Source organism: Bradyrhizobium sp. (genome assembly GCF_035935975.1).
Taxonomy (GTDB): domain Bacteria; phylum Pseudomonadota; class Alphaproteobacteria; order Rhizobiales; family Xanthobacteraceae; genus Bradyrhizobium.
Genome location: NZ_DASYWN010000015.1, coordinates 163,778 through 176,027 on the forward strand (window position 1 = coordinate 163,778; position 12,250 = coordinate 176,027).

The 12,250-nt window shown below is 64.4% G+C and carries 10 protein-coding genes; 4 read left to right on the forward strand and 6 right to left on the reverse strand.

Going from position 1 to position 12,250, the window contains the following annotated elements; translation table 11 throughout:
* The first annotated feature begins 81 nt into the window (after nt 1–81).
* Complete coding sequence (locus VGR99_RS08550) at nt 82–717, forward strand: TetR/AcrR family transcriptional regulator (protein ID WP_326897904.1); 636 nt, start codon at nt 82–84, stop codon at nt 715–717.
* A gap of 10 nt (nt 718–727) precedes the next feature.
* On the opposite strand, the gene VGR99_RS08555 is transcribed toward VGR99_RS08550, so the two are convergent.
* The 4 genes from VGR99_RS08555 to VGR99_RS08570 form a co-directional block, all read right to left on the reverse strand.
* Nucleotides 728–3,391, reverse strand: a complete 2,664-nt coding sequence (locus VGR99_RS08555; RefSeq protein WP_326897905.1) for an autotransporter outer membrane beta-barrel domain-containing protein — start codon at nt 3,389–3,391, stop codon at nt 728–730.
* 209 nt (nt 3,392–3,600) lie between these two features.
* Nucleotides 3,601–4,917: a GGDEF domain-containing protein gene (locus tag VGR99_RS08560; protein WP_326897906.1), complete on the reverse strand. Its 1,317-nt coding sequence runs from the start codon at nt 4,915–4,917 to the stop codon at nt 3,601–3,603.
* A 235-nt stretch (nt 4,918–5,152) separates the two neighbouring features.
* The gene (pncB, locus tag VGR99_RS08565; RefSeq protein WP_326897907.1) at nt 5,153–6,457 is read right to left on the reverse strand and encodes a nicotinate phosphoribosyltransferase; all 1,305 of its coding nucleotides are present in this window, start codon (nt 6,455–6,457) and stop codon (nt 5,153–5,155) included.
* A 218-nt stretch (nt 6,458–6,675) separates the two neighbouring features.
* Nucleotides 6,676–7,596 carry a LysR family transcriptional regulator gene (locus VGR99_RS08570; protein ID WP_326897908.1) on the reverse strand — a complete coding sequence of 307 codons (921 nt, stop codon included), beginning with the start codon at nt 7,594–7,596 and terminating at the stop codon, nt 6,676–6,678.
* 99 nt (nt 7,597–7,695) lie between these two features.
* Here VGR99_RS08570 and pcaH point away from each other — a divergent pair, with 99 nt between their 5' ends.
* Together pcaH and pcaG are read left to right on the forward strand one after the other, a co-directional pair.
* On the forward strand, nt 7,696–8,484 hold the full coding sequence (pcaH, locus tag VGR99_RS08575; protein ID WP_326897909.1) for a protocatechuate 3,4-dioxygenase subunit beta: 789 nt from the start codon (nt 7,696–7,698) through the stop codon (nt 8,482–8,484).
* Between the two features lie 5 nt (nt 8,485–8,489).
* Entirely contained in the window at nt 8,490–9,116 is a 627-nt protein-coding gene (gene pcaG / locus VGR99_RS08580) for a protocatechuate 3,4-dioxygenase subunit alpha (protein WP_326897910.1), read from the forward strand.
* Between the two features lie 24 nt (nt 9,117–9,140).
* Here the strand turns inward: pcaG and VGR99_RS08585 are convergent, their stop codons facing one another.
* Together VGR99_RS08585 and VGR99_RS08590 are read right to left on the reverse strand one after the other, a co-directional pair.
* Entirely contained in the window at nt 9,141–9,752 is a 612-nt protein-coding gene (locus VGR99_RS08585) for an NYN domain-containing protein (RefSeq protein ID WP_326897911.1), read from the reverse strand.
* A gap of 354 nt (nt 9,753–10,106) precedes the next feature.
* Nucleotides 10,107–11,012, reverse strand: a complete 906-nt coding sequence (locus tag VGR99_RS08590; protein WP_326897912.1) for a helix-turn-helix domain-containing protein — start codon at nt 11,010–11,012, stop codon at nt 10,107–10,109.
* 50 nt (nt 11,013–11,062) lie between these two features.
* On the opposite strand from VGR99_RS08590, the gene pobA reads away from it, so the two are divergent.
* Nucleotides 11,063–12,235 (forward strand): 4-hydroxybenzoate 3-monooxygenase, encoded by a 1,173-nt coding sequence (gene pobA / locus VGR99_RS08595; protein WP_326897913.1) that lies wholly within the window; start codon nt 11,063–11,065, stop codon nt 12,233–12,235.
* Nucleotides 12,236–12,250 lie beyond the last annotated feature (15 nt).

Below are 12,250 nucleotides of genomic sequence, written 5' to 3' on the forward strand. Positions count from 1 at the left end.
GGTGGCGATATCAACAGCGAGGGTTTGCATTTTGGTCGTCTCCGGTTTAATTTGAACAATGTTCACGTGAGTAGCCTGAAAATGAACAATGTTCAAGAAGAATCACTGCGAGACCAGAAAAAAAATCGGCGGCGGCTCCAGATCCTGGAGATCGCCCGCAGCATTATTGCGACTAAAGGATTGAGATCGTTGAAGGTTCGGGACCTGGCGGAGGCCGCCGGCTGCTCCATCGGCAGTGTCTATAACGAGTTCGGCGACTTCGACGGGGTGATCCTGACGGTCAACCGGGAGACGGTGCAGGCGCTGACGGCGCGGCTGCGCGGGGTTCCGGCCGAGGATCCGGTGCGCCAGCTCTACGGGCTGGCCGAGACCTATCTCGATTTCTTCGCCGAGCACGCCAATCTGCTGCGCTCCCTGTTCGAGCACCGGATGGAGGACGACCGTCCCTATCCCGACGACATCCTGCAGATGGTGATGGATGCCTTCGCGCTGATGCATCCGCCTTTGGTGCGGGTGCTACCGGACGCGGACGACGTGAAGATCGCGCTGTTGTCGCGCACGCTGTTCTCGGCGGTCCATGGCATCATCTCGCTCGGCCTCGAGGAGCGGATGATCGCAGTGCCGCCGCAGATGCTGCGTCAGCAGGTCGAGCAGTTTCTCGACGCGCATCTCGCCGGCCTCGGAATCTTGCCGGCCGGCGCGCAGCCCCCTCGATGAGGCGACGGCGCTACCACTGATATCGCAGGCTCGCGGTGCCGGTATAGGTGGTGCTGCGCGGCGCGAACTCGCCGTCGAACTTGGCTGAAAGGGCAACGCCGTTCGAGAATCTCAGCTCGGCGCCGGCCGATGCGAGTGCGGCGTCTTTTGCCGGCGTCGCGCCGTTGACGATGAAGCTCGTCAGAGGCAACGCCTGGAATGCGGCAACCAGCGTTGGATCGCTCACCCAATCATGCGCCCAGGCCGCGCGGCTTCGCAACGTGAGGACCGAAGTCGGCGTGACCAGCGTCGCGCGGTCGAAGCGCGCGCCGAGTTCGCCCCGCGTGCTGCTGGCGGTGCGGCCCCGATAGGTCAGGCCGAAGCCACCGCCGGTGACATCAGCTTCGGTGTAAGTGGGCGTGCGGAAAGCCTGCGCCTGTGCCGCCGCGTAAGGCGTGATGCCGCCGGCTGGCGTTGCGAAGCGATAGCCGCCCTCGATACGGCCACCGACGGTCTGGGCCTCGAACTTCGCAGTGAGCTGGTTGCCGAACGGCGCGAGGCGATCAGTCGACATCCAGTGATTGGCCACGGCGAGCGAAGCGGCGAAATAGGCCGGACCGGTACGCACCGCGGTGTAGACGCCGAACTGCATCGCATCGCTCTTGCCGCCGCCGATCGCCTGCGCGAGATCCCATTTGGTGCCGCCGCCCGAGAGTGCGAAGCCGATCAGTGCATCGCGGCTGAGATGATAGTCGGCGCCGGCGGCGACGCCGCCGGTGCGCGCGCTCAAATCATGGCTGCCGATCACGACGGGATCACCGCCGGTGCGGTTGGTGCCGCCGAATGCCGTACCCCAGGCCGACCAGCGCTGTGCAAAGGCCGGCGCTTTCGTCACCGGCGCCCCCATCACCTTGTTGTAGGCGAGAGCAATATCTTCCGGCAGCGCGGTGCGCTCGGGGCTGAAGCCGAGCGCTGCGTCGCCTGGGCCTCCGCTGACACCACCGCGACAACTGACGAACGGATCGAGCATCAGGCCGAGAAACTGGCTGGTGAACTGGAACGCGCCCTGCTGTGCGCCGGTGGCTGCTTCGCCCGAGAGCTGGTCGAGATTGTAACGAAGCTGCGCGTCGCTCTGTCCTGCGAAGGACGACAGGAAAGGCAGGTTGGGACCGAACGCGCTCAGCGCGCCGGCCACTTCCTTCTGGTTCTGCGTCTGGGCGATGGAGGCGAAGGCGCTGTTGTTGTAGTTGAGCGTCAGAAAGACGCTAAGCCCGTCATAGCTGAGGGAGGACGCGAAGAGCTGCGGATTGTATCCGCTGACGGTCACGCCCGAGAAGCTGCCGGTGACGCCCGTCGTCGTGCTGAGGATGGTGTATTTCGTCGAGGGATTGTAGGTGCCGGCGATCGTGCTGACGGCGACGGTGCCGCCGTTCAGCGTCGCGCTGACCGCGAGGATCTTCTCGGCCTGTCCTGACGCGGTGACCGATATCGCGTAGGTCGAGCCGGCGTTGAACGTGACATTGCCGGAGCTCGTCAGCTTGCCGAGATTGCCGGGCATGACCGTGGCGCCTGACAACACCGTCAATTTGCCGACGGCGCCGTTGCCGCTCAGGATGCCGCCGCTGACCGTCGTTGCGATGTTGGGCATCGAACCGTTGACCTGGAGGCCGCCGGCCAGGACGTTCATGGTCGCGATGTCAGTCGTCGAGCCATTCATCGTCCAGATGGAGCTGCCGGTCTTTTCCAGTGCCTCGAATTCCCGGAACTGAGCGGACGCACCGAATTTGCTGAGATCGAACGCCGCGTTGACGGTTCCGCCCAGGCGCAGCGTGTCCGCACCGTTGCCGCCCTGAACCCAGCCCGTGATGCTCGATCCCGCCCGCAATTCGAAGACATCGTTGCCGTCCTTGAGATCGACGGCTCGGCCGAAGTAATTGCCGCTGATCGTGCCGGAATTGATGATGGTGTCCTGGCTCGCCGAGCCGGAGATCGCATAGTTCGAAGCGCTCGAGATCGTGCCGGCATTGGTGATGACGTTTCCGTCGCCCGCGCCGTTGAGATTGACGGCGTTGGTGTTATTCGCCTGGACCACGCCGCCCGACAGGATGCCGACCTGGTTGTTGCCCGATGCGTTGGTGATACCGAGACCCGTCGTGCCGGAGGTCAGATTTCCAGCAGTGCCTCCGATGACGACGGTGTTGTTGCTAGAACCATCGACAACGATCGCAATCGAACCCTGGCTCGTTGTACCGATGCTCGCTCCGGCCGCGACGGTCACGCTGTTGTTGCTGCCGCCGGAGACGAGAATGCCCGAATTGTCGGAGGTGATCGCCGCGTTGTTGAGGACATTGACCTTGCTATTCGACGCGGTGTCGAACAGCACGCCGGGAAGGGCGGCACCATCCAGGGATGTCGAGGTGCCGCTGCCGATATTGACCGTGACGTTGCTGACCGCGGGGTTGGTCTGAACCGTGGTGTTCGCCGCGCCGGTGCAGGTTATGGAGTCTCCGGACTGGAGTCCGAGCTGCGCTCCGCTCCCGGTGATCACGCAAGCCGCTTCCGCCGACGTGCTGAGCCACGGCAGCGCACCACCCGTGCCAAAAGCGCCGATCGCGGTGCTCAGGAGAAGCGCATGTCGCCGATACGTCTGTGCGCGGCGGAGATGTGGCGGCGACAGCAAACCATTCCAAAGCACCTGTAGACTCCTGTGACGAGCCGCCCGAAGGGATTCGGGCCGCGACGTTGGGCCGGTGCCATGATTAGCGGGGGAGGTGCTGGCCTTCTTGGAGCAACGCGCAAAGCCATGTGGCGGATTGCGAAACACGCAGCCTTTGCGGAGCAATGTGGCTGCTCCGTCACAACTGCGTCATCCCGCCGCACCGAGCGACACGCGCGTGCGGATCGCTACCAGCCTTGCGCCGCGGCGATTTCGCGCCGCCGGCCGGCGACGAGGACGACGTCCGCTCCTGCGGTGTCGACCTGGACCCGGTTGCGGCCCTTTTCCTTGGCGCGATAGCAGGCGGCATCCGCGCGCCGCATCGCGTCCTCGAGCGTGGTGTTGCGGTCGGCGATGCAGGTGACGCCGATGCTGGCGGTCACCGCGAACAGGCGTTCGTCCCAGGCAAAGCTAAATAGCTCGAGCGAGCGCCGCAGCCGCTCGGCGATCTCGACGGCGTTCGCGGGCGAGCACTGCGGCAGGATCAGGCCGAACTCGTCGCCGCCGAGCCGGGCCACCAGATCATGCGGTCGCCGGTCCTGTTGGAGCAGGCTGGAGACCTGGCAGAGCAGGCGGTCGCCGGCAAGATGGCCGCAGCTGTCGTTGACGTTCTTGAACTGGTCGAGGTCGAGCAGGATCAGGCCCAGCGAACCCGTCGCATTGTCGTCCAGCTCGCTTTGCAGTCGTGCCTCGAAAGCGCGGCGGTTGGCAAGGCCGGTCAGCCAGTCGTGCGATGCCTGCCAGGCGAGACGCTCCTTCTCGTCATGCAAGGCATCTTCGAATGCCTGCCGTTGCAGCACCAGTCGCCGCGTGTGCCAGATCAGCAGCAGGATCAGGGTCGCTGCGGTGGCGATGTTGATGCAGGTCAGCGTGACCTTGATGGCACGGGAGCCCTCGCCGAGGACCGTGGAGAAGCGGTTGGCATGCACCGTGAACTGGGCATTGAGCTCCGAAAGCCGCGATGACAGGAATCGGAGGCGGCCGCTGTCCTGAACCGGGCTCTTCTCCAGCTCGGACCGGATCACCTCGCCGAATACGCTCAGCTCCAGCAGCATGGGATCGGTGGCAGCCCATTCGTGGATTGCTTCCTGCAGGAAGCTGACGCGGTTGAAATAGCGAAACAGCCAGATCAATCCCGGAACATCGTCGGGATGATTGCCACCTTGCAGGAAGCCGATGCGGGCGGCCTCGACGTCGACCGTATCCCCTTCGAGCGCCCAGCGTGCGAACTCGTCGCCGATGGGAACGGCGAGCGAGGCCTGGTATTGCGCGAACTGGCTCTTGTCGCCCGAATGCAGATAGAGGTTGAGGAAATAGACGGCGTTCTTCTGCGAGCGCGACCATAGCGCCTCGCCCGCGACATAGGCGCGGACCGACGACATGACCTCGAGGCTGAATCCCGCGATCGCGGCCTGAAGCACGACGACCATGACGAACGGCGAGACGAGCTTGATGACATGAAGGAAGCTGCGTTCCTTCGTCGAAGACGCTGTTCTGCGAAACACCCTGCGTTCCCCAAATCGATCAACGACCCCAGCGGAGCGTTGCGGCTGCAACGTCAAGTAGCGGAGAAGGTTGCTTAACTCGACCTGAAAAATGCAGTGCCCTGCGGCGCAGGGTGAAGGCGTCGTGAAGCGGACGCGCGCAGATTGATGAAAATACCGCAGATCCAGATGGCAAGCGATCGCGCCGCGCGCTCTTCGCGCGCAGTTCAAGCGATGAAGGGGCATGGCGCCGGCGCTAGACCAGCACCGGCTTGCGCACGCGGCCGGCGTCGCCGAACACGCGAAGATAACGCTCGATCTCCGAGGGCAGGCCCGTGGCCTTTTCCGGATTGTCGGAGAGCTTGACCGCAGGATGGCCGTCCACCGACGACACCTTGCAGACCAGCGAGATCGGATCGAGGTTGAACGAGCCGTCGGGCGGGCAGCCGACGAAATCGTTGGTGAGGTTGGTGCCCCAGCCGAAGGAGAGCCGCACCCGGCCAGAGAAGTGGTGATAGGTCTCCTCGATCGAGCCGACGTCCATCGCGTCGGAGAACACGAGCAGCTTGTCTTTAGGGTTGCGGCCCTTCTTCTCCCACCAGGCGACGATCTCCTCGCCGGCCTGGATCGGCGGCGCGCTGTCGGGGCGGAAGCCGGTCCAATCGGCGACCCATTCCGGCGCATCGCGCAGGAAGGCTTTCGTGCCGAAGGCATCAGGCAGCGCGATCAGGAGGTTGCCGCCATAAGTCTGGCGCCACTGGTCGAGTATGCGATAGGGCGCCCAGCGCAATTCCTCGTCGTCCTTGGCGAGCGCGGCGGCGACCATCGGCAGCTCATGCGCGTTGGTGCCGATGGCTTCGAGATCGTTGTCCATCGCGAGCAGCACGTTTGAGGTGCCGATGAAGGAGGAGCCGAGGCCTTCCTTCACGGCCTCGACGCACCAGCGCTGCCAGAGGAAGCCGTGGCGGCGGCGGGTGCCGAAATCGGAGAGCCGCAAATTCTCCAGCTTGCGCAGCCGCTCGACCTTGGTCCACAGCTTGGCCTTGGCGCGGGCATAGAGCACGTCGAGCTCGAAGCGGCCGCGGCCCTTCATCGCCGCGCGCGAGCGCAGCTCGTTGAGGATGGCGAGCGCCGGGATTTCCCACATCGTGGTGTGGGTCCACGGACCGTGGAAGTGAAGTTCGTACTGGCCTTCGACCTTGCGCAGCTCGTATTCGGGCAGCCGGAATTCGGCCAGCCAGCGGATGAAATCCGCCGAGAACATGTGGGTCTTGCCGTAGAAGGTATTACCGGCCAGCCAGATCAGCTCTTTCTTGCCGAAGCGAATGGTGCGGGCGTGGTCGAGTTGGGCGCGCAGCTCGGCCTCGTCGATGATCTCGGCGAGCCGCACATGGCGCGAGCGGTTGATGACCGAGAAGGTCACCTGCTGACTCGGGTAGTCCTCCCGAATCATCTGCAACATCAATAGCTTGTAGAAGTCGGTATCAAGCAGGCTGCGGATGATGGGGTCCAGCCGCCAGCTGTGATTGTAGGTCCGGCTCGCAATATCGGTCACTGTCATGGCCGAATTCTAGCGTGGCGGCCCTCGCGCAACCAGTGGGTTTCGGGCGGGGCAGGGCATCGCCGGTTGGCAGTCCCGAACGTGGAGGTGCGCGATCCGGCACGCCCTCCATCGCGTCGAACTGTCCGGTCAGCGTGACGCGCGGGCCGTGCGTGGTCATCGAGCTCGGTGACGTATTTCCGGACTCCGGTGTGGCCGATCGGACGCAGTCGATGCGTTCAGCCGCGCGCCGCCGTCGTCGCGACAGCCTCGAGCTGGTTCCTGATCCAGCGATGGGCAGGATCTTTCTGATAGCGCTGGTGCCAGACCATGAACATCGGCAGTTCGGCCAGCGTCCGCGTGCGCGAAGCCAGCGGAATTCGCTCATGTGCGAATCCTCCCATCACGCCGGAGGCCAGCAGGCTCGGCATGCTCGCGAGCATCTGCGAGCCGCGCAGGAACGACGGCACGCCGGAGAAGCTCGGAACCGAGATCGCGATGTCGCGGTGAAATCCGTTCGCCGCCAGCCGGCGATCGAAGTCGAGCCGCTCATTGTCGGTGTAGACGACCGTGATGTGACGCGCGGCAAGATAGGCGGCGCGGCCGGACGGCGCGGCGCGCGCCTTGGCGTCGTAGTAGCAGACGTAATGATCCTGCAGCAGGCGCTTCTGCACGATGTCGACACCGGACGGCGGCAGCGGCGTGACCAGGAGATCGCAGCGGTTCTCCCGCAGCATCGCGGGCGAAGGCGATTGCGAGGGGATCACCCGCAGGTTCAGGCTCTTCACCTGTCCGGCGACATGGCCGAAGAAACGCGGCAACAGCAGGTCGCGCTGGAAGTCGTTGGCGGCGATGGTCAACGAGAGCTGGGCCTGCTCCGGCACGAAGCTGACGCCGCCGGCAAAGCTGCGCATCTCGTCGATCAGGGCGCGCGCCTTCGTTGCAAGGGCCTGCGCATGCGCGGTGGCGACGATGCCGCGGCCGGACTTCGCGAACAGCGGATCGCCGGCGATGCGCCGCAGCTTGTTCAGCCCGTGGCTCACGGCCGACTGCGTCAGGCCGAGCCGCGTCGCCGCCGCCGTCACCGAGCCTTCCTCCAGCACGGCCAGGAACAGTTCGAGAGCATGGCCGTCGAGGGCCAAATGATCGATTTCCTTCATGCAATATATTATAATCGATCTATTTATCTGTGGAATAGGCCGGCCCATGATCTCCCGATAAGCGCGCGCCCCGACCCGGGCGCCCCAGGGAGAGACACGATGAATGCCCAGGCGCCAGTCCTGCAGGATCCCCGCCTCAATCGCCCCGAGCCGTTGACGCCGCCGCTCGGCGACGGCGGCTTCTTCCAGCGCGACCGCTCCATCCATCCGCCGGCGCATGCGCCCGGCTACAAATCCTCGGTGCTGCGCTCGCCGCGGCAGGCGCTGCTGTCGCTGGAGAATTCGGTTTCCGAAATCACGGGTCCGGTGTTCGGCCACAACGATCTCGGCCCGCTCGACAACGATCTGATCCGCAACTACGCCAAGGACGGCGATCCCGTCGGCGAACGCATCATCGTCCACGGCCGGGTGCTGGACGAGACCGGCCGCGGCGTGCCGAACACGCTGGTCGAGTTCTGGCAGGCCAATGCCGGCGGCCGCTACCGGCACAAGAAGGATACGTATCTGGCGCCGATCGATCCCAATTTCGGCGGTTGCGGACGCGCGCTGACCGACGACACCGGCTACTACTATTTCCGTACCGTGAAGCCGGGCCCTTATCCCTGGCGCAACTACGTCAACAGCTGGCGCCCCGCCCATATCCACTTCTCGGTGTTCGGCTCGGGCTTTGCGCAGCGCCTGATCACGCAGATGTATTTCGAGGGGGATCCGCTGATCCCGGTCTGCCCGATCCTGACCACGATCCCGGACAAGGACGCGCTGGATCGCCTGGTTGCGCCGCTCGATCTCAATGCATCGACGCCGTTCGACTCGCTCGCCTACCGCTTCGACATCGTGCTGCGCGGCCAGCGTTCGACCTATTTTGAAAATCGCACCGCGGGGAACTGAAGCTCATGCCGCAGCCGCTCAACTATCTCAAGGAAACCGCCTCGCAGACCGCCGGGCCCTACGTCCATATCGGCCTGATCCCGGCCATGGCGGGCTTCGACATCTTCGAGAAGAATTTTTCAAACGTGCTGGTGACGCCGAACACGCAAGGCGAACGCATCACGCTGGAGGGAAAGGTGCTCGACGGCAGCGGCTCGCCGCTGCGCGATGTGCTGCTCGAGATCTGGCAGGCCAATGCGAGCGGCCGCTACAACCACCCAGCCGATCGCTCGGCCGGCGCGCCGGACGAGGACTTTCGCGGCTGGGGCCGCGGGGGCTCGGATTTCGACAGCGGCCTCGTCACCTTCGAGACCATCAAGCCCGGTGCCGTCACCGACAAGACCGGCCGCAGATGCGCGCCGCACGTCAATGTCTGGATCGTCGCGCGCGGCATCAATATCGGTCTCAACACGCGGCTCTATTTCTCCGATGAAGAAGCCGCGAACGCCGCCGATCCCGTGCTCAATCTGGTCGAGCCGGCGGTGCGCCGCAAGACGCTGATCGCCACACGCGGCGAGCGCGCCGGCAAGGTCGTGTATTCCTTCACGATCAATCTGCAGGGGCCCGAGGAGACCGTGTTCTTCGACGTCTGAGAGGCCGGCGGCCGTCCCGCAGGATCACTCCACCCGGTCGTCGCGATGGATCGTTCCGCGCGCGAGGAATTGCGGTAACTGACGCATCTCGCGCGATCCCGGCCGCTCGACCGGATCGCGCCCCACTTTTGGTTTCAGTTCGGCCAAATCAATGAATATGTCCGCCTGTCGGCGCAGATCGTCGGCGACCATGGGAGGCTGAGTGGAGAGCGTGGAGACGACCGTCACGCGGACACCGCGGCGTTGCAGGGCTTCCACCAGCGAACGGAAATTCCCATCGCCCGAGAACAACACGATCTGATCGACGTGCTCGGCGAGCTCCATCGCACTCACCGCGAGGTCGACATCCATGCTGCCCTTCACCTTGCGGCGGCCGGTGGTGGCGTCGACGAACTCCTTGGCGAACTTGGTGACGACGGTGTAGCCGTTATAGTCGAGCCAATCGATCAACGGGCGGATTGACGAATACTCCTGATCCTCGATGACGGTGGTGTAGTAGAAGGCGCGCAACAGCACGCCTCGGCTTTGAAATTCGCCGAGCAGACGCTTGTAGTCGATGTCGAAGCCGAGCGCCTTGGAGGTGGCATAGAGGTTGGAGCCATCGATAAAGAGTGCGATCTTCTGAAGCGAAGACATTCTGCACAAATCTCCAGTCCCGCGCGAAAGCTGCCCGGTCCAGCCACCAAGCGCGGCGTGTCGGCCGGAAAACATTGAAGCGCCGATGGCTTGCTGAAAAAGCAGCGCAGACGACCTGACAGGGGCGGCCGTCTTGCGCCAAGGTTAGGGAGGTTCCATGCCACCAGCGCCAGGGCGCCGAACGCAGCCACACTAAGGCGCGCGCATTCCCCACTCAATTGTACAGAGGTAAAGGGCCTCTATCCAAAGGATAGGAGGCCATATACGAAGGTAAGTGGTCGCGCCGGCGACGGAGGCCATGCGACGTGCGGCGTAGCCTCCAAGCATCGCCGCGCCTGGTCTCTCGTCGATGTGTCACCTTTCATCGCCATGCAGCCGTGCGCGAAAGTCGCGCGGCGATAGTCCCGTGGCCGCGGCATAGACGCGGCTGAAATAGGCGGGGTCCTCGAAGCCGAGGGCATAGGCGATCGTCGAGACCGGCAGATTGGTATAGACGAGATTGCGCCGCGCCTCGCGGATCAGGCGGTTGAGGATCAGGTGCGAGGCGGTGTCGCCGGTCGCCGCCCGCGTGATCCGATTGAGATGGGTCGGCGTGATCGACAGCGCCTTGGCGTAATCCGCAACACTCCAGCGTTCCAGATGATGCTGCTCCAGCAGCGCCTCGAAGCGGCGGAACAGCCCGCTTTCCACCGTGCCATTGCCGCCGCTCTCGCCGGTGAGCGCGCGTGCCACGAGCCCGATCATGGCCGACGACAGGGCGCGGAGCACATGGGCGCGGCCGAACTCACGCGCGGCGTGCTCGGCAAAGATTTGCTTCATGGTGGTGCGGATCTGCGGTGTACCGCGCACCACGGCCGATCGCGACAGGGCTCCGCGCAGGCCTTCGGCCGCGAGCAGGGCCTCGTCCAGGATTTCGGCGGCGATGGTCAGCACCCAGCCTTGCGTATCGGGCTCGAAGCGGAAGCCGTGGACGTGGCCGACCGGCACGTTGACGATCTGCATCGGCTTGAGCGGCACCAGGCGCCCGTCGAGCGTCGCTTCGCCGCCGCCGCGCTCGATCAGCAGCACCTGATGCAGCCGGGCATGGCGATGCACGGCCAGCGTCCAGTCATGCAGCACCGAGCGGGACGCAATCGTCTCGCAATGCACGACGTCGGGCAGATCGCCGGACTCGCCGAACAGATTGTAGACCCGGATCGCCGGGGCGGCCGCTGCGCTTCTCATGTTCGAATAGTACAAGACAAAGGCGAAAGCCTCCATCGGTTCGCAGGGCTGAATCTGCAAAAAAGTGCCGACGGGAGGACGCGAAAATGAAAGTTCAGGTCTGCATCATCGGCGGTGGGCCATCGGGGCTGCTGTTGTCCCAGTTGCTGCACCTGAAGGGCATCGACACGGTCGTGCTGGAGAAATACAGCCGCGACCACGTGCTGGCGCGGATCCGCGCCGGCGTGCTGGAGCACGGCTTTGCAAAGCTGATGCGCGAGGCGCAATGCGGCGAGCGGATGGACCGCGAGGGCGAGATCCATGGCGGATTCGAGATCGCCCATGACGGCATGCTCTCCCACATCGACCTGCACAAGCATTCCGGCGGCAATTCGGTCCTGGTCTATGGCCAGACCGAGCTGACGCGCGATCTCTACGAGGCGCGCGACCGGCTTGGCGGCAAGGTCGTGCACAATGCCGAGGACGTCACGCCGCACGATCTGACATCGGACCAACCTTACGTGACCTACCGGTCGAACGACGAGATCGTTCGCATCGATTGCGACTACATCGTCGGCGCCGACGGCTTTCACGGCGTCAGCCGCAGGTCGATCCCGAAGGACGTGCTGCGCGAATACGAGAAGGTCTATCCGTTCGGCTGGTTGGGGGTGCTGTCGCGCACCAAGCCGGTATCGCCCGAGCTGATCTATGTGAAGCACGAGCGCGGTTTTGCGCTGTGTTCGCTGCGCTCGCAAGTGTTGAGCCGCTACTACATCCAGGTGCCATTGACCGACAAGGTCGAGGACTGGAGCGACGATGCGTTCTGGGCCGAGCTGAAGCACCGTCTGCCGGACGAGGTCGCCGGCCGCCTGATCACGGGGCCGTCGATTGAAAAGAGCATCGCGCCATTGCGCAGCTTCGTCGCCGAACCGATGAGCTATGGCCGCCTGTTCCTCGCCGGCGATGCCGCCCACATCGTGCCGCCGACCGGCGCGCGCGGGCTGAACAGCGCCGCCTCCGACATCTACTATCTCTACCACGCCATGCTCGCGCATTATCAGCGCGGCGACGATTCCGGCCTTGCGGGATATTCCGCCAAGGCTTTGGCGCGGATCTGGAAGGCGCAGCGCTTTTCGTGGTGGATGACGATGCTGCTGCATCGCTTCCCCGACCGGCTCGACTATGAGGACCGGCTCCAGCAGACGGAGCTGGACTATCTGCTCTCGTCCGAGACGGCACAGCGGCTGCTCGCGGAGAATTATGTGGGATTGCCGTTCTAGCGGCAGCCTCGCTTT

What these genes read in the sequence shown, in the direction of transcription:
- VGR99_RS08590 (WP_326897912.1), bottom strand. Translation starts at nt 11,012, where the DNA reads ATGGAGGCTTTCGCCTTTGTCTTGTACTATTCGAACATGAGAAGCGCA.
- pcaG (WP_326897910.1), top strand. Translation starts at nt 8,490, where the DNA reads ATGCCGCAGCCGCTCAACTATCTCAAGGAAACCGCCTCGCAGACCGCC.
- pobA (WP_326897913.1), top strand. Translation starts at nt 11,063, where the DNA reads ATGAAAGTTCAGGTCTGCATCATCGGCGGTGGGCCATCGGGGCTGCTG.
- VGR99_RS08570 (WP_326897908.1), bottom strand. Translation starts at nt 7,596, where the DNA reads ATGAAGGAAATCGATCATTTGGCCCTCGACGGCCATGCTCTCGAACTG.
- VGR99_RS08585 (WP_326897911.1), bottom strand. Translation starts at nt 9,752, where the DNA reads ATGTCTTCGCTTCAGAAGATCGCACTCTTTATCGATGGCTCCAACCTC.
- pncB (WP_326897907.1), bottom strand. Translation starts at nt 6,457, where the DNA reads ATGACAGTGACCGATATTGCGAGCCGGACCTACAATCACAGCTGGCGG.
- VGR99_RS08550 (WP_326897904.1), top strand. Translation starts at nt 82, where the DNA reads ATGAACAATGTTCAAGAAGAATCACTGCGAGACCAGAAAAAAAATCGG.
- pcaH (WP_326897909.1), top strand. Translation starts at nt 7,696, where the DNA reads ATGAATGCCCAGGCGCCAGTCCTGCAGGATCCCCGCCTCAATCGCCCC.